Origin of the sequence: Sphingomonas sp. CFBP 13603 (genome assembly GCF_014892665.1) — a bacterium.
Classification (GTDB): domain Bacteria; phylum Pseudomonadota; class Alphaproteobacteria; order Sphingomonadales; family Sphingomonadaceae; genus Sphingomonas.
Map to the genome: position 1 here is coordinate 553,760 of NZ_JADBIA010000002.1, position 16,427 is coordinate 570,186.

The window sequence follows — 16,427 nt, forward strand, 5'->3', positions numbered from 1 at the left end:
ATCATATCCGGACGCCAAATCTTGGCACATGGAAACCGGACCGGAGCGGGAAGGCATGGCGCCCGGACCCAATGGCCCCGTCTATTACCGTGTCTATGGCAAGACGGGTGGCACGCCGCTGATCGTCTTGCACGGCGGCCCGGCAGCCGGCGAAATCTATATGAGACCCTATGCAGGTCTGGCGGTCGATCGGCAGGTCATCCTCTACGATCAGACCGGTTGTGGTCGTTCGGCGAAACCCGACAGTCTCGCGGGCTATACCCCGGACGCCTATGTTTCCGAACTCGAAGCGTTGCGCGATCACCTGGGCTTCGAGCAGGTTTCCCTCCTCGGCCATAGTTGGGGCGGCTTTCTCGGCGCGCTCTACGCTACGGCGTATCCCGACCGTGTCGCCTCACTCGTGCTGGCAGGAACGGCCACATCGATGAACGACTTTTCGCAGGGGGCAGACCGCTGGCTGAACGCGTTCGGACCGTCGGCACGTACGACGATAGCGCGGCAGGAGCTGCCCCCCGCCGAGCCCAATCCAGCCTATGACGCCGCGTACGAGGAACTGACCGAAGCATATTATCGGCGTCATTTGCTGCGCCTGAATCCGTGGCCGGCGTTCTTCATGGAGGTCGGCGCCGCGCTCGCGGTCAATCCGGTCTACGCCTACCTCAACGGGCCATCCGAGTTTCAGCTGACCGGCAAACTCGCGACACTGGATATAAGCAGCGACCTCAAACGTATCGTGGTCCCGACGTTGGTCACCTGCGGGGAGTTCGACGAAGCGCCCCCATGGGTGGCTACGAAGATCGTGCGCCTGATCGCCAACGCCACGCTCGCCGTATTTCCCGGCGCGTCTCACATGGCGCATATCGAGCAACCCGCACTCGTATTGGCAACGACCTCCCGATTTCTACGCGCAGCGGACCGTGCGTCGTCGCAGGCCACACGGTGAGGCCCGGCATCGTGGTGGCCCGAGCATGGCCGACAACCCGCCGCCCCTCCGGAGCCCCGCCCCCTTTACGTTCGGCCCCCTCACGCAATCACTCGCTTGCAGCGTTCGGCGCTGGCTGCCCGCAATGACGCACGAAAGCCGAAAGCCGAAAGCCGGATGAGCCAGCCGGATGCCGTCTCGCTTGCCGCTCCATCGCCATGACATATCGGAACATTTCTTGCCCACGTTGAAAATCGCGCCCGTGACGTCGAAGAACGATCGAAAGCTCTTCGTTGATCTGCCGTTTCGCCTCTACCGCGACGATCCGTTCTGGGTGCCTCCGCTCAAAAGCGAAGCGCTCGGTCTCATCACGCCGGCCAAGAACGGATGGTTCAGCCATGCCGAAGCGCAGCTGTTCCTGGCCTATGAGGACGATCGCGTCGTCGGGCGGATCTCGGCGCACATCGATACGCTGGCGCTGACGATGCCGGCCGGGCGCGGCTTCGGGCCGGGTATCGGTCAATGGGGGCTGATGGATGCCGAACGCGAAGACATATTCGTCGCCCTTCTCGCTCACGCGGAGAACTGGTTGCGCAGCCGCGGGATGGCGCAGGCTCTCGGCCCGATCAGCATGTCGGTCTGGGAGGAGCCGGGCCTGCTTGTCCAAGGCTTCGATCATTCCCCGACGATAATGATGGGTCATGCCAAGCCGGCGTATCAGGGCTGGATCGAACGGGCCGGCTATCGGGCAGCCAAGCAGCTTCTGACCTACGACCTCGACATCACGCACGCGTTCCCGAAAATCGTCCAGCGGATCATCGCGTCAGGCGAGGCAAACCCCCGCATCCACATCCGCAAGGTCGATAAATCGAACTTCGTCGAGGAAGCCGCGATACTGCTGGCCATCCTGAACGATGCCTGGTCCGAGAATTGGGGCTTCGTACCGCTTACCGAGCCCGAGATCCGCGACGTCGGCGTAAAGTTGAAACCGATCGTGTTCGACGACCTGATCCGCATCGCCGAACTGGACGGCAAGCCGGTCGCTTTCATGATCACGCTTCCCGATCTCAACGAGGCGATCAAACCGCTGAACGGGTCGCTGTTGCCGTTCGGATGGGCGAAGCTGTTGCTGTGGTTGCGCCACCCGAAGGTCCGGACGATGCGCGTGCCGTTGATGGGCGTCGTCAAGGACCTTCAATCGTCGCGCATGGCTGGCCAGCTCGCCTTCATGATGATCGAATATATCCGCCGTGCCGCAGTCGAGAGATATGGGGCGACGCGGGCGGAGATCGGCTGGATCCTCGAAGACAATCAGGGAATGCGATCGATCGCCGAAACGCTCAATGGTCGCGTCAACAAGACGTACACGATCTATGGCAAGTCACTACTTTAGAAGATCGGGTCGATCCATGAACCATATCAACCAGAAGATGGTGCGCCTCGACACGCTACTCACCGGAGCGTTGGTCCCGCTCGGGCCACGCAACGTGCCCAGCGGCATAATCAAGACACCGGTCGACGGACCGACGCTTCTCGGTAGCGAAGGACTGGTGACGGATCGGCAGGGCGATCTGAAAAATCATGGCGGTCCGGAAAAAGCCGTTCATCATTATTCGATCGATCACTACGCGACATGGTCGCGAGAAATCGGCACCCGCGAAATGCTGACCCGCGCCGGTGCCTTCGGTGAGAACTTCTCCAGCGCCGGGCTGAACGAACGCGATATAGCGATCGGCGACGTGTTCGGCATTGGCGGCGCCATCGTCGAGGTGAGCCAAGGACGGCTGCCGTGCTGGAAGCTCAATCAACGATTCGACGTTCCCGACATGGCGCTGCGGGTTCAGGCGAGCGGTCGCACGGGATGGTATTACCGAGTGCTGCAGCCCGGCAAGATCGCACCCGGCGACGCACTGGTGCCGCTCGACCGTGCCACGCCCGAGTGGACGATCGAGCGGCTGCATCGACTCTTTTATATCGATCCGTTCAATCCCGACGAACTCGCTGAGGCCGCCGCGCTGACGCATCTTGCGGAGGGGTGGCGCAAATGCGCTCAGCGCCGACTGGAAACCCGACGGGTCGAGGACTGGGCACCGCGTTTGACCGGCGTGTCGAGCTAGCACGGGTCGGTGTTTCCCGCGCCCATGTCGGTCGAGACAACGGACGCGGGATGGATGGAGGCGCGACGGCCAGGTTCACGGGGGTGGCACTATGCGGATACCCCGGCGCCGCGGACGGTGGCCTGCAGTCCCTCGCGCAGAGTCTCGACCGTCCTGGGCACGCAATAGACCGGTGTGCCGGCTTCGAACCGCCATCCTTCAGACAAATCGCCCGCATCCACGACATCGAAGCCGATCGCATCCAGCAGGCCGACCACCACCGTCTTGGCAGCGGCGTCGTCTCCCGCGATTGGCAGGGCCCGGCGGTCGGGCGTGCCCGTCGGCGTTCCATCGCGTTCGATGTCGCCCGCCAGGATCGCATTGAACACCTTGACCACTTGCGATGCCGGAAGATGCTGCGCGAGGATTTCACTGGTCGTGGTCTCGTGGCGGTCGAGCGCAGCAATCGCGCCATCGCGGTCGGGATAATAATTGCCCGCGTCGAGCACGATCTTTCCGGTCAAGGGCTCGGCCGGGATCGTATCATAGGCATACAGGGGTATCGCAACCAGCACGACGTCGCCGAACGCCGCGGCCTCGTCCACTGTCCCGCCCTTGCAGCCGATGATGTTGACGGCGGTAAACAAACTCCTCGGCCCCCGGGTGTTCGAAATCATGACGTCATAGCCGGCGCGTGTAGCAACGCCCGCAACCGCACGAGCGATATAGCCCGCGCCGATGATACCGATCTTCATGTGATGTTCCTCAGTTTTCGAGACCGGGATATCGGAGCGGTGGAATTAATGGCAAGAACTTACAGAAAAGTGCCATACATACCAAAAGGTGCATTTCCTTATGCTCGATGTTCCCACCTGCGATTCCACGATACGCGGTCATTGCGGCGTCACGATGCAGTCTGCGATCCGGTCGATCGAAGGTCGCTGGAAAATGATGATATTGTCGCATCTCTACTATTCGGCGCGTCCGATGCGACTCTCGGAACTCAAGCGCGAAATTGCAGGCGTTTCGCAAAAGATGCTGATCCAGCAATTGCGATCGCTCGAGGATGAACAGATAATAGTGCGAACCGTCTATCCCGTGGTTCCACCCAAGGTCGAATATACGCTGACCGACCTGGGGCGAGCGCTCGAACCCGTGCTGGTGGCATTGCTATCCTGGGCGGACGCGAGAAAAGAGTTTCTGCGCTTGTGAATGCCAGCGCATGTGACCTTCCCTACCGACGCCTTCTGCCTGTCTGTCGCTGGATCGATAGCAGAGTCGTGGCGGCTTCCTTTTTTTACACCGAGCTCACTCTTATGGAATTACCAAGGGCATCGGCAGCCGCAGATCTAGCGCGGCGTAAACATTCCCTATTCAGCTACACGGTGAGCTGTACCGGCCGCTGAACATTCCCAACGGCGTGCAGCCCAAACGCACGAAAGCCCCGGGCCGGGAGGCCTGGGGCTTTCGTGGTGTATGGTTGCGGGGACAGGATTTGAACCTGTGACCTTCAGGTTATGAGTACGTGAAGCTGACATACAGATCTCTGTAAAACAACACTGAATTTTATTTTTCTGAGGATGTGTACTAGCACTTGTGCTAAGAAGGCTGTTGGAACTTTGCCACTCCGGGCCCGCTACAGTAGATTGGCACACCCGAACGGGACCTTCTGCCGCACTGCGATGTGAGTGGGAGCTCACTCGGATTTTTACTGGGGTCGTTTTCTAAGAGCGAGGCAACCGAGCAGGAGTGCTAGGTCAATATGTGAGAGAAACCTCAGCTGCCCCTCCCCGCTTCGCTCAACCGCCTTTCTCCGAGCTTCCTGCTTGCCGTAACCGCGTCTTATCGCTTTCCGACCGTACCACGTAGTCGGACTGGGCCTGCTTCAGCAGATTGTTTTCGAGTGTCGCGCCAAGCAAGGCGGCGGTCTTGCTGGCCCGGACAGGCAGGCTCCGCCTTGGCTTGACCGGTCATTCAGGTTCTAGACCTTGAAGAAGAGAGTCTAGTTTCGCTGTTACCAACCCTGTTTGAACAGGTTTTGTGTCGCATAGCCCCTGCCCAGTCAGGGTATACCTCTAATAACGCAGTGTTTCCCATCGTGACGACCACTTGGTGGTTAATGCCGTTTATTGTCGGAAATAGAGCTCCCGGTCAGACACAAACACCCTCCCTATGCTCGTGACGTCATGCCTGGCACCAATCGAGTTTTGTACTGGCACGCTTTGGGTATACCTCTGAAAAACTGCGCGTTACTCAATCTCAGGAAGCTGGCGCTTCGGAACGGCCTGGTTCTGGTAGTCAACATTCGGCGGCTTTGGCGATGTTGGGTAATCGACCAAGGTTGCTAGGCGCTGCCCCCTTTCCCGAGAAGTGTGGTCCAGCGCCTCAATCGGACGCACCTATTTTTCGTGCCGAGCGGCATTCTGGTAGCTTAATTAGCGTCGGCAATCCGATCCACGATCGCGCGGATGGCGTCCGAGTCAAGCGGCTCCGTATCAATCGAATTATGAATACCTATGCCTTCGACAAGCGCGTCTAAGGCGCGCGCAGTTAAAGGATCAAACCATCGCTCGAGCGCAATACGGCTGTTCCGCATCCATTCCCGCATGATGGCAGCAATCTCGGGGCGGCGTGCCGCGAACGCGTAAAGTTCGTAACTGAGCAGCAGAGTTCGCGGCGTCGCCCAAACGGATCCCGCAATCACGTCGATGACGGCGTCCTTCGCGCTGTCGCGATCAACCGCCCTCGTCATCCGTTCGGCAAACGTACCCGATGATTGTCTAGCCAGTTGCTCGAACGCAGTCGTCAACAGCTGGTCAAGGGTTACGAAATAATATGTTACCGAGCCCAACGGCACGCCGGCAGCGGCCGCGATGCGGCGATGCGTGGTCCCGGTCACGCCGTACTCGGTGATCGCCTCCAACGTCGCATCAATGATGCGTTGCCGACGCGAGGGATCGTTTCGTCTGGTTCCGCCGCTTGCCACCCGTCGCCCCTTTGCAAAGTATATGTACGGCTGTACACATGTCGTCGTCAGTCACCGGCATGCATCATGCCGTAGCGTATTCGAGGGCGTTGTTCATGCTGGAAGCATCTGTGTCGCGCCGTTTGGTACTGGGGGGCGCTGCCGCCTTGACCCTGCCTGCAGTTGCGGGCGCTGAAGCGATAGGGCTAGCGCTAGGCCGACGCGACGGTCGCTGGCTTAACGCTCCTGCCCAATGGAGCGCCGCCCCGAACGGCGAGGTATCGGTGGTCACCGATCGCGCGACCGATTTCTGGCGTGAGACCCATTATGGCTTCACGCGGGACTCAGGACACTTCCTTGCCTTCCCAACACCTGCAGCCTTCACGGCGCAGCTGCGCATCCGGGGAGCATATGAGAAACTTTATGATCAGGCCGGTATCATGGTCCGCTTGGACGAGCGTCGTTGGGTCAAGGCAGGGATCGAACTATCCGACGGCCGCGCAATGTTGAGCAGCGTCCTGACCGACGGTCGATCTGACTGGGCGACCAGCCCTTACGCCGGCGATCCGCGGGACTTTTGGATGCGCGTTACGGTCGCGAAGGGCGTGCTGCGCCTACAGGTGTCGGCAGACGGCGTTCACTGGCCGTTGATGCGACTTGCCCCCTTCCCCATCGCTGCCTCCTATCAGGTCGGACCTATGGCCTGCACGCCGGAGCGGGACGGATTGCATGTCCGTTTTTCGGATCTGCTCATCACGGCGCCGCTCGAAAAAGACCTTCACGACCTGAGCTGATAACGATGAGCGAAAAGGCGAAAATGTTGGCGGGTGAACTCTACACTGCCGACGATCCCGAACTTATAGCCGATGCGGCGGGCGCCGTAGCATGGATGGCGGGTTACAACGGTATGCCCCCCCCAACGCCCGAAGGGCAGCTGGCGTTGCTGACCGAAGGGCTGGGCTCCGTCGGCCGTGGCGCTACGGTTCGGCCACCATTCTACTGCGACTATGGCTACAACATTCACCTAGCCGAGAATGTCTTCCTCAACTTCGGCTGCATCCTCCTCGATGTCGCGCGCATCGAGATTGGTGCGGGCACGCAGATAGGGCCGGGCGTCCAGATCCTCACCGCCGATCACCCGCGCGACGCCGTGTTGCGCGCACGACGGTTGGAGTTCGGACGGCCGATCCGCATCGGCGCAAACGTTTGGATCGGAGGAGGGGCGCTCATCCTGCCAGGCGTGACCATCGGGGATGATGCAGTAGTGGGCGCGGGCAGCGTCATTACACGCAATGTTGCCTCAGGGCAGACGGTAGTCGGCAGTCCCGCCAGGGCCCTTCCTCGATCAATGCCGGACGGACCAGCGAACCCGGGAACGCGACGATGACATCAAAAACCAAACCCACCCCGCCGGATCGTACCCGCGGTGGCAAGATGCACTTCGAAGTACTCGATGGCCTGCGCGGCGTCGCGGCGCTGCTCGTGGTCGCGTTCCATATCCAGGGCATCACGGTACTGTTCGACGCAAACCGGCTACTGCTGCCCCATGCCTATCTAGCGGTTGATTTTTTCTTCGCGCTATCAGGCTTCGTCGTCGGCTACGCCTACGATGATCGATGGGCGTCGATGTCGACCCGGCAGTTCCTTGTGAGACGTCTTGTCCGGTTACATCCGCTGGTGGTGCTGGGAGCGCTACTCGGGCTGATCAGCTATCTTGCGGATCCATTCGCAGGGAACAAGCAGTACGCGTCAGGCTTGATGATCGCTCTGGCGTTCGTCGCTGCGATCTTTGCACTGCCATCCGCGCCGCTACCCAACCGGCTTGGTGACAGCCATCCGCTCAACGCTCCAGCGTGGACGCTTCTGCAGGAATATTTCGGTAACCTGGCTTACGCATTGGTGTTGCGGCATCTTGGCACCCGCGCCCTGGCCGGCGCCGCTATCGTCGCCGGCGTAATCTCGGCTGCGACAGCATTGTCGTTGGGATCGTACGACACCGGTTGGGGTCTATCCAACTTCTGGGGCGCGCCTGTCCGATTAGCGTACCCGTTCATAACCGGGCTGCTGATCTTTCGGCTGCACGATCGCCTGCCCCGTTGGCGTCTGGGGCTTGTGCCTCACAGCATTCTGCTCGTCTTGGCGTTCGCTGCCCCCGTGCTGCCTGCCTACGGCATATTGAAGTTGAACGGGCTGTATCAGGCAGTGTGTGTGCTAATTTTATTTCCGGCGATGATTGTGGCGGGTCGGCATTCCGACGGCAGCGAGATGGCGCTGCGAGTGTACAAGGCGGCGGGCCGGATATCCTATCCACTCTACATCACACACTACCCCTTCGTGTACTTGTACATGAACTGGGTATCGACACGTGGCGGATCGACCGGCGCCACGGCAGTAGTCGCGTTCTCGCTATACGCCTTCACCATCGCGTTTGCCCTTGCTGCGTACCGATACTGGGACGTACCGTTGCGGTCGGCTCTGCATCGTCGCACGAGAATGGGCGATGCCGTCGAACGGCGTACGCTTACCTGTGACGATTAGGCAGATACCAGAACGCCTGCATGACATGCCCGTCGCGCCGGAACTCACGCGTGACCTCGTCTACCGGCCTTACTCAGTCGCCGACAAAGCTTCCTGCCTGAAGCTGTTCAACGGCAACGTCCCCGCCTACTTCGCGCAGTCCGAAGGCAGTGAGTTCGAACAATTCCTCGACGATTGCCCGGGTACCTGGTCGTACGACGTCATCGTACGAAGCGATTTCATCGTCGCGTGTGGCGGGTATGCACTTGATGCCCACGGTACGACAGCGAGCCTTTGCTGGGGCATGGTAGATAACGCCCTGCATGGAACCGGCTTGGGGAGATTGCTTACCATGGCCCGTCTAAGGCTCGCGAACATTCTCGAAACGCGATGGTATTATGAGAACGGCTGATGCGCTGCGGCCTGGGGTGTAGGGGTCTCTTACCGCGGCTGAAGTGGCATCAACGGGTTTCGTCCTCGAACACTTTCTCGGGCACTTCGGGTGTCACGGCCAGGCGGTGCCCCAAACAGGCGCTTGTACTCGCGGCTAAATTGCGACGCGCTCTCATAGCCGACGGCGAATGCCACCTCGGCCGCATTAACGTGGTTCGCGATCATTCGGCGACGCGCTTCGTGAAGGCGGATATACTTCTGGTACTGCAACGGACTGACCGCCGCGACGGCCTTGAAGCGGCTGTAGAACACGGACACGCTCATACCGACCATTCCGGCAATCGCCTTGAAATCGAGATGCTCGGTGTAATTGTCACGGATCAAGGCCATCGCGCGCCTGATGTGCGACAGGCGCGAGCCCGCACCGGCAAGCTGACGAAGCAGGCTCCCGTGCGGCCCCATCAGCATTCGGAACATCAGTTCACGCTCGAGCAGCGGCGCCATCACCGGGATCTCGGCCGGATGATCTTGCAGTTCGAACAATCGACGCCACGCGCTCACGAGGGTCGTGCCAGCCGTGCTGACTCCATAGCCAGAACCGATCGGCAGATCAGGTATTCCCGCAACCTCGATTAAGATGTCGGAGAGCAAGGCCGTGTCGAGAAACAGCCCCAAGGCGAGGAACGGCTTTTCGTGGGAGGCCTCGCAAATCTGACCGAGGGCCGCGAGCTCGGCCGCCACTATCAGGCTCTGCCCGGGTCCAAACTCAAAAACTTGGTCCCCGATGAACATACGTTGCGTACCCTGAATCACCAGCGACACGGCAGGATCATAAATGAGTGGATCGACCTCCGTCGTGTGGTTCAGCGTGTAGGCAAACAATCGGGGCAGTCGCTGATGCTGCCGGCCAGCATAGCGCGTCACAAGTGCGCGGATCGCATCAAGTTCGTCCATCAAGAATTATAACTGACTTGCCCGGCATTATCAATCAGCCAGGAATATTAGGCAACTTTATCAAATGAACGGGTATCGCTGGTGTAGTGCCCTCAGCTTAAAACCTGCTTCGAAGCGAGATGCCTGCCGGGCGTCGTCTACCGCTGAAAGGAGAAGCCATGCCTACCGCGATCAAAACCGTTTCGGCATTTTGCGCAGAGTTTGCCAAGGATGGTGGCAGACCCGCCGTTCGTCGCTGGTTCACAGCCCGGACGCGCTGGGTCAACGAAGGCCTCTCGGTCACGACCGGTATCGACGAAGCCATAGCCATGATCGACGGACTGGAATCATCAATCGGGATCGCCACGGTCCATATCGATATGCTTGCGATCGCAGCGGACGGATCGCGCGTGCTTACCGAGCGGCTCGATCGGTTCGAACGCGACGACGGCACCGAGATCGGTCAGTCGATGATCATGGGGATCTTCGAACTGGACGGTGATCGGATCATCGAGTGGCGAGACTATTTCGACACTGGCGCGGTGGCGAATTTTGGGTCCGCCTGATGCTGCGCGATGGTCGAGACGCGCCGTTCTCACATCGATTCTAGTCGTTCTTTCGACACCGGTCAGTTCAAGCCCTTCAGGCAGCCCGATCAATCATCGAAGGAAAACCATGCCCACCCCTATCGAAACCGTGAAGGCGTTCAGCGCCGCCATTTCCGAGGATAACGGGAAAGTTGCCATCCGCCGCTGGTTCACCCCGACGACGATATGGATCAACGAAGGCGTCTCGAAAACGACTGGCATCGATGAGGCAATCGCCTTTCTCGAACGGCCCGGCCGGTCGCCAGAAATCGCCGCGGTGCATTTCGATATGCTCGCGATAGCCGCCAACGGGAACAAGGTCCTCACCGAGCGTCTAGACCGCTTCGTTCGCGCCGATGGGAGCGAGATCGCCGCGATCCGGTTGATGGGTATCTTCGAAGTCGAGGGCCAGCACATCGTGGAATGGCGGGATTATGCGGATACGAACGCTGGTGCGAAGATCGCCAAGAAACCGTAATAGAAGCATGGGGGAGCATTTCCCCAATGCGGATCAGCCTGGCCTTAGGGTGTTTGGAAGGCTCGCCACGATGAGGGTATAGGCGTCCTGGACCAGTTCGGTGACGAGCGCCCGAGTGATACCGCCACCAGCGGCGATGGATATCCAGTGCCGCTTGTTCATGTGATACCCAGCGGTCACCGTCTCATGGACTTCGCGCAGGATGATGGCGCGGTCGGGATCGCATTTCAGCGTGACAATCTTTTCGCCTGGAACCTCCGTCGTCATTGCGAAGACCTTTCCTCGCACCTTGAACACGTCATACTCGGGACCGAAGGGCTGGGTGCAGGCCGCTCCGGGGAGTTTGCCGGCCACATCGGCGACGATCTTCTGCATCTCTTCACCCGTGATCGACTTGCTCATCGATAGGTCCCTTTCCAATCTGGATGACGATTAACCGGCGAGCAACGCGCCATGCTGTCGGAGGTGCCGCCGAAAGCGATCGGCATAATCTCCGGCCACCGCATTGATGACGCTTGGCCGCAGGGCCAGTGCCGTCCGCCATGAGGCCACGCGCGGAAGATCCTCGAAGATCGACTGCACGACTATTGGGTTGAGGACATCGAAGTAGCGGAAGACCGGTGCGAATACCGCGTCGACCATGCCGAAGCTGGCACCGCCGAAATACGGCCCGCCTTCCAGCACGGCTTCGAGCTGTTCGAGACGCCTGCAGAATGCTGCTCGCTTCCCATCGGCAATGCTCGGGTCACTAGAGTTGAGGAATTGCCAGGCATCGGCGAGCGTCGCGGTGCCGAATTCGGCCCAGCCTCGCTGCCGGGCTCGGGACAAGGCATCGACCGGATACATCGGCGCGCCGCGCTGCGTCTCCTCGAGATACTCGCAGATCACCATGCTCTCGAAGAGGATTGCATCATCCCCGTCCGGCTGCCCGACTTTCAGCACGGGCACTTTGCCGGTCGGGGACATCGTCAAGAACCAGTCGGGCTTGACGGCCAGATCGATGTCGATCCGCTCGAACGCTACGCCTTTTTCCAGCAGGACGATCGCGGAGCGCTGGACGAACGGGCATAGCGGATGGCTGATGAGCGTCAGCATAGTGTCGAACATAAGGACCTCTTGAGGTGACGGAGCGATACGCTACAGGAGCTGTCCGCCGGAAATGTCGAACGTAGTGCCGTTGGCCCAAGCGAGGTCCTCCGAAAGGATTGCGGCAACGGCGCCCCCGACATCATCGGGCTGCCCGACGCGGCCGAGCGCGATGCCCTGTGCCACCCAAGCGTTCACTCCATCATCATCGCGCACCGCACCGCCACCAAAGTCGGTCGCGATGGCGCCTGGCGCGATTGCGTTGACGCGGATGCGCCGTGTGCCAAGCTCGACGGCCATGTAGCGGGTCAGCACCTCCACCGCTGCCTTCATTGCCGCGTAGAGGCTGTAGCCCGGCAGCGTGAAGCGGACGAAACCGGACGAGACGTTGAGGATACGTCCGCCATCCGCAATCAGTGGGAGAAGCTTCTGGGTCAGGAATACCGGGCCGCGCAGATGCGTGGCCACTAGGGACGCGAACTGCTCCTCGGTCGCTTCGTCGAAACTGGCGAACAGGCCGTTGCCCGCGTTGTTGATCAGGAAGTCGAACCGCTCGCGCTGAAAATCTGCGTTTAGCGTGTCGGCCACCGTCGCCGCGAAAACCGCGAAGCTCGCGGTATCGGTGACGTCGAGGGCCATCATCGTGGCCTTGCCGCCCATAGCCTCGATTTCCACGCGCAGCGCATCGGCTTCCGCAGCGCCATGGCGATAGGTGCCAATAATATCGACGCCGCGCTTTGCGAGGTGCAGCGCCATGTTGCGCCCAAGGCCGCGGCTGGCACCGGTGATAAGTGCGATTGGCTTGGACATGCTAAGATATACCTGAATTGGAGATGTTGAAACGGGCCAATGCGGCCCCGCTGATGATCCTGAAATAAGCCTGTCGATCCCGGTAGGCCCCGCCCGATCGGCTCAAAGTCTTGCCCGATTGTCTCAATCGTCTTGCCTATGAGAGGGGTCATGCCATAGTCGAACAATGCCCGATGACCTTCGCCCGCATCTCGAAATCGTCCTGCGCCATGCGTCGCTGAGATCGACCCTCACGCAGATTCCGCGACTGGAGATCAACTTCGGGCAGGCAACTGCGGCCACGTCGCCGTGCTTGTACCGGTCAATGGTCTGCTTCATTCTGCAAGGGTCGAAGGATGTGGCACTGTCCCACGAGCTGCTGAGCTACGATCCGGCCCAGTATCTCATTAGCGCCCTGGACCTTCCGCTCAGTGGACAAATCCGCGATGCCGATGACGGCCAGCCCTATGTCGCGGTTTCGCTGACCCTCGATCCGGCGCTCGTTGCAGAGGTCGCATCGACAATGCCCCCGGTGCGCGACACAGAGGCACAGGGTACCGGCATCGCAATCAATCCGATGACGACGCTATTGCGCGACACGCTGCTCCGGTTGTTATCGCTGCTCGACGCGCCGAATGATATTCCGGGCCTCGCGCCAATCGTCGAACGCGAACTGCTGTATCGTCTGCTACAGGGTTCGCAGGGCCGGCTCCTCCGCAAGATCGCTCAGCCAGATGGCGCGCTAGGCCGTATCCGGCGCGCGGTCGCGTGGATACGCGCTCATCACGCCACCCGGCTGCGGATCGAGGCGTTATGCGACGCCAGCGGCATGAGCCGTGCCAGCCTGCACCGTCATTTCGTGGCGCTGACCGGCCTCAGCCCGATCCAATACCAGAAGCAGCTGCGTTTGCAGGAGGCACGGCAATTGCTGCTCGCCGGTGATCATAGTCCCTCCGATGTGGCCTTTGTAGTCGGCTACGAAAGCGCCTCGCAATTCAGCAGGGAGTATCTCCGCCAGTTCGGTGCTCCCCCGGCACGCGACGTTCGCCAGATCCGGCAGGCGATTGGCAGCGCAGCCTTGGCCTGAGGCGCAGCGTCAGCCTTGCCTGTTCATCCGTATTCCAGCATCGAAGGGTGGCCGAGACGCCCGGAGCGTTCCCAAAAGGATCCTTTTCGGGAATGAGCAAACACGCTTGACCCTGTAGCTACTACAGACTCTATGGAACGGCTCGAACGCATCCATAGGCGGTGCGCAGTTCGGGAATAGCAGTTGCGATGAAGATACATGCTCGCGTGCTGGTCGCCTCAACAGCCTTGACGATCGCGGCATCCTTGTTCGCGCCTACGCCCGCCTTCGCACAAGATCGCCCTGCCAGCGAGGAACCAGAGGAAGGCGAGGATATCATCGTGCAGGCGACGCGGACGGGTCGCCGCGTGCAGGACGAACCAATTCGTGTCGAGGTGCTAGACCGGGAGGAAATTGAGGAAAAAATCCTCATGTCGCCCGGCAACGTCGCCATGCTGGTAAACGAGACGCCGGGTGTACGGGTACAGGTAACGTCACCGGCTACCGGCGCATCCAACGTCCGCGTGCAGGGGCTCAAGGGTCGCTACACGCAAATCCTTGCTGACGGCCTGCCACTCTATGGCGGACAGACGCCTTCGATCGGCCTGCTGCAAATTACACCTACCGATCTTGGACAGGTCGAAATCATCAAGGGTGCGGCATCAGCACTCTATGGCCCCTCGGCGCTGGGCGGCGTGATCAACCTCGTGTCGCGTCGGCCCGCAACTGAACAACAGGACGAACTCCTGTTGAACGCCACAAGCCGGGGGGGACAGGACGTGACCGCCTACAATTCAGCGCCGCTCACCGACGATCTAAGCTACTCGCTCACGGGTGGTTTCAGCCGGCAGGACCGGCAGGACGTAGATGGGGACGGCTGGGCGAGCATACCGGGTTATCATCGCTGGACCGTTCGCCCTCGGCTATTCTGGAATGGTGCGAACGGGGCAAAGGCGTTCCTGACGGTCGGCGCAATGACCGAGCAGCGCGACGGCGGGACACTGCCGGGGCGGGTGGTGCCCGATGGTACGGCCTTTCCTCAGGATCAGCGAAGCCGCCGTCTCGATGCCGGGCTGAACGCCCAAACTCCGATCGAGGGGCTGGGGACGTTGTACCTTCGGGCATCGGGCGTCACCCAATCGCATCTTCACCGTTTCGGCAACGTCGTGGAGAATGATCGTCACCGTACGCTGTTGACCGAAACATCGCTGGGCGGCGATACGGGTGCGACCACATGGCTTGCCGGTGCAGCCTATCAGGTGGACACCTACCGCTCTCGCACCTTTCCCGCGTTTGACTACACCTACCGGGTGCCGGCGCTGTTCGCGCAACTGGAACAGAAGGTGTTGCCGGACCTGACGCTGGCGGGAAGCGCGCGCTGGGACGATCATAGCGAATATGGCTCCCGGCTAAGCCCGCGGGTGTCGATGCTGTTTAAGCCGGGACCGTGGACGGTGCGGGCGTCGCTTGGTCGGGGCTTCTACGCGCCCACGCCGTTCGTCGAGGAAATCGAAGCGGCCGGGCTGTCACGGCTTGATCCGCTGCGTGGGCTTCGTGCCGAGACGGCGGACAGCGCGTCGATCGACTTCGGCTATGCGCGAGGCCCCGTTGAGGCGAGCCTGACGCTGTTCGGCTCGAACATCGACCATGCCGTGCAACTTCTCGACATTGCCGCCGATCGCGTCGCCCTCGGCAACGCCGATGGTGTAACCCGCACGCGGGGAGCCGAACTGCTGCTGCGCTATCATTTGAAGGCGATCACTTTCACGGGCAGCTACGTCCACACTGATGCGACGGAGCCGAACCTGGATGTCTTTGGACGCCGCGCCGTGCCACTGACCCCGCGCGATACCGCTGGCCTGACGGCTGTTTGGGAAAAGCGCGGCCGGGGTCGGCTCGGTCTGGAAGCCTATTACACAGGCCGGCAGGGTTTGGAGGACAACCCCTACCGATCGCGGAGCCGGCCTTATGTCGAGCTGGGCGCGATGGGAGAGCTTATGCTGGGATCGGTCAGCCTGTTCGTCAACGCGGAGAATCTGCTGAACGTCCGCCAGACCCGCTATAACCCGCTGCTGCTGCCATCCCGCGCACCGGATGGCGCGTGGACTGTGGATCAATGGGCCTCGCTGGAAGGCCGCACGATAAACGGGGGCGTGCGCTTCCGGTTCGGCGCTGGTGCTGATTGATCCTCGTGCAATTCCGCGCGGGCTTGGCGTATGATCTGCCAGCCCCCCGACAGCCCAAGTCCCGCGAGGATCATGGCAACCGCGATATCCGGCCAGCCGGTGCCCGTCCCGAATACGCCGAAAGCGGCGGCAACGACGGCGATGTTGCCGATCGCGTCGTTGCGCGAACATATCCAGACGGACCGGCGATTGGCTTCGCCATGTCGATGACGCCAAAGGATGACCGCACATATGAGGTTTGCGGCCAGCGCCAGCCCGCCTACGACGCCCATCGTTTCCGCGGCCGGGAGCGTGCCTCTCGTCGCCATCCAGACGGTGCTGCCGATCACCCATGCGCTAGGGTCAGGACTCATTGGTCATAGCCAGAAGATGACAGTGGCCGCGAGCGCGACGGCAGAGAAGAAGACGG

The 16,427-nt window shown here is 60.9% G+C and carries 18 protein-coding genes and 1 pseudogene; 12 read left to right on the forward strand and 7 right to left on the reverse strand.

Annotation, left to right across the window (positions count from 1 at the left end; genetic code table 11):
- The first annotated feature begins 28 nt into the window (after window positions 1-28).
- The 3 genes from IFR23_RS05380 to IFR23_RS05390 all read left to right on the forward strand — a co-directional run bounded on the left by IFR23_RS05380 (window position 29) and on the right by IFR23_RS05390 (window position 3,039).
- On the forward strand, window positions 29-943 hold the full coding sequence (locus IFR23_RS05380) for a proline iminopeptidase-family hydrolase (protein WP_192974979.1): 915 nt from the start codon (window positions 29-31) through the stop codon (window positions 941-943).
- Between the two features lie 217 nt (window positions 944-1,160).
- The gene (locus IFR23_RS05385) at window positions 1,161-2,315 is read left to right on the forward strand and encodes an N-acetyltransferase (protein WP_244655456.1); all 1,155 of its coding nucleotides are present in this window, start codon (window positions 1,161-1,163) and stop codon (window positions 2,313-2,315) included.
- 16 nt (window positions 2,316-2,331) lie between these two features.
- The gene (locus IFR23_RS05390; protein ID WP_197978282.1) at window positions 2,332-3,039 is read left to right on the forward strand and encodes an MOSC domain-containing protein; all 708 of its coding nucleotides are present in this window, start codon (window positions 2,332-2,334) and stop codon (window positions 3,037-3,039) included.
- Between the two features lie 89 nt (window positions 3,040-3,128).
- On the opposite strand, the gene IFR23_RS05395 is transcribed toward IFR23_RS05390, so the two are convergent.
- On the reverse strand, window positions 3,129-3,803 hold the full coding sequence (locus IFR23_RS05395) for an NADPH-dependent F420 reductase (RefSeq protein ID WP_342344877.1): 675 nt from the start codon (window positions 3,801-3,803) through the stop codon (window positions 3,129-3,131).
- Window positions 3,804-3,873: 70 nt separating this feature from the next.
- Here IFR23_RS05395 and IFR23_RS05400 point away from each other — a divergent pair, with 70 nt between their 5' ends.
- On the forward strand, window positions 3,874-4,230 hold the full coding sequence (locus IFR23_RS05400) for a winged helix-turn-helix transcriptional regulator (RefSeq protein ID WP_107964124.1): 357 nt from the start codon (window positions 3,874-3,876) through the stop codon (window positions 4,228-4,230).
- A 1,219-nt stretch (window positions 4,231-5,449) separates the two neighbouring features.
- Here IFR23_RS05400 and IFR23_RS05405 read toward each other — a convergent pair.
- Entirely contained in the window at window positions 5,450-6,004 is a 555-nt protein-coding gene (locus IFR23_RS05405; protein WP_192974982.1) for a TetR family transcriptional regulator, read from the reverse strand.
- A 95-nt stretch (window positions 6,005-6,099) separates the two neighbouring features.
- On the opposite strand from IFR23_RS05405, the gene IFR23_RS05410 reads away from it, so the two are divergent.
- From IFR23_RS05410 to IFR23_RS05425, 4 genes are read left to right on the forward strand one after another with little or no spacing between them, the layout of a single operon-like run.
- Entirely contained in the window at window positions 6,100-6,777 is a 678-nt protein-coding gene (locus IFR23_RS05410) for a DUF1349 domain-containing protein (RefSeq protein WP_192975038.1), read from the forward strand.
- Window positions 6,778-6,782: 5 nt separating this feature from the next.
- Complete coding sequence (locus IFR23_RS05415) at window positions 6,783-7,370, forward strand: sugar O-acetyltransferase (protein WP_192974983.1); 588 nt, start codon at window positions 6,783-6,785, stop codon at window positions 7,368-7,370.
- A complete protein-coding gene (locus IFR23_RS05420) occupies window positions 7,367-8,521 on the forward strand; it encodes an acyltransferase family protein (protein WP_192974984.1) in 1,155 nt (384 codons plus the stop codon). The genes IFR23_RS05415 and IFR23_RS05420 overlap by 4 nt, the downstream gene beginning before the upstream one ends.
- A gap of 25 nt (window positions 8,522-8,546) precedes the next feature.
- Entirely contained in the window at window positions 8,547-8,912 is a 366-nt protein-coding gene (locus IFR23_RS05425; protein ID WP_192974985.1) for a hypothetical protein, read from the forward strand.
- 29 nt (window positions 8,913-8,941) lie between these two features.
- Here the strand turns inward: IFR23_RS05425 and IFR23_RS05430 are convergent, their stop codons facing one another.
- Entirely contained in the window at window positions 8,942-9,847 is a 906-nt protein-coding gene (locus tag IFR23_RS05430) for an AraC family transcriptional regulator (RefSeq protein WP_192974986.1), read from the reverse strand.
- 158 nt (window positions 9,848-10,005) lie between these two features.
- On the opposite strand from IFR23_RS05430, the gene IFR23_RS05435 reads away from it, so the two are divergent.
- Window positions 10,006-10,392, forward strand: a complete 387-nt coding sequence (locus IFR23_RS05435; protein ID WP_192974987.1) for a limonene-1,2-epoxide hydrolase family protein — start codon at window positions 10,006-10,008, stop codon at window positions 10,390-10,392.
- Window positions 10,393-10,501: 109 nt separating this feature from the next.
- Complete coding sequence (locus IFR23_RS05440; RefSeq protein WP_192974988.1) at window positions 10,502-10,891, forward strand: limonene-1,2-epoxide hydrolase family protein; 390 nt, start codon at window positions 10,502-10,504, stop codon at window positions 10,889-10,891.
- Between the two features lie 33 nt (window positions 10,892-10,924).
- Here the strand turns inward: IFR23_RS05440 and IFR23_RS05445 are convergent, their stop codons facing one another.
- The 3 genes from IFR23_RS05445 to IFR23_RS05455 are packed head-to-tail and all read right to left on the reverse strand — an operon-like array spanning window position 10,925 to window position 12,787.
- Window positions 10,925-11,293 (reverse strand): MmcQ/YjbR family DNA-binding protein, encoded by a 369-nt coding sequence (locus IFR23_RS05445; protein ID WP_213016636.1) that lies wholly within the window; start codon window positions 11,291-11,293, stop codon window positions 10,925-10,927.
- Window positions 11,294-11,323: 30 nt separating this feature from the next.
- Window positions 11,324-11,986, reverse strand: a complete 663-nt coding sequence (locus IFR23_RS05450; protein ID WP_197978284.1) for a glutathione S-transferase family protein — start codon at window positions 11,984-11,986, stop codon at window positions 11,324-11,326.
- Between the two features lie 42 nt (window positions 11,987-12,028).
- Window positions 12,029-12,787 carry an SDR family NAD(P)-dependent oxidoreductase gene (locus IFR23_RS05455; protein WP_192974990.1) on the reverse strand — a complete coding sequence of 253 codons (759 nt, stop codon included), beginning with the start codon at window positions 12,785-12,787 and terminating at the stop codon, window positions 12,029-12,031.
- Between the two features lie 166 nt (window positions 12,788-12,953).
- On the opposite strand from IFR23_RS05455, the gene IFR23_RS05460 reads away from it, so the two are divergent.
- Entirely contained in the window at window positions 12,954-13,853 is a 900-nt protein-coding gene (locus tag IFR23_RS05460; RefSeq protein ID WP_192974991.1) for an AraC family transcriptional regulator, read from the forward strand.
- Window positions 13,854-14,059: 206 nt separating this feature from the next.
- Window positions 14,060-16,018 carry a TonB-dependent receptor plug domain-containing protein gene (locus IFR23_RS05465; protein ID WP_342344875.1) on the forward strand — a complete coding sequence of 653 codons (1,959 nt, stop codon included), beginning with the start codon at window positions 14,060-14,062 and terminating at the stop codon, window positions 16,016-16,018.
- Here IFR23_RS05465 and IFR23_RS05470 read toward each other — a convergent pair.
- Window positions 15,946-16,350: pseudogene (locus tag IFR23_RS05470) on the reverse strand (cation transporter); the annotation flags it as partial. The gene IFR23_RS05465 and the pseudogene IFR23_RS05470 overlap by 73 nt on opposite strands.
- Window positions 16,351-16,427: the final 77 nt, after the last annotated feature.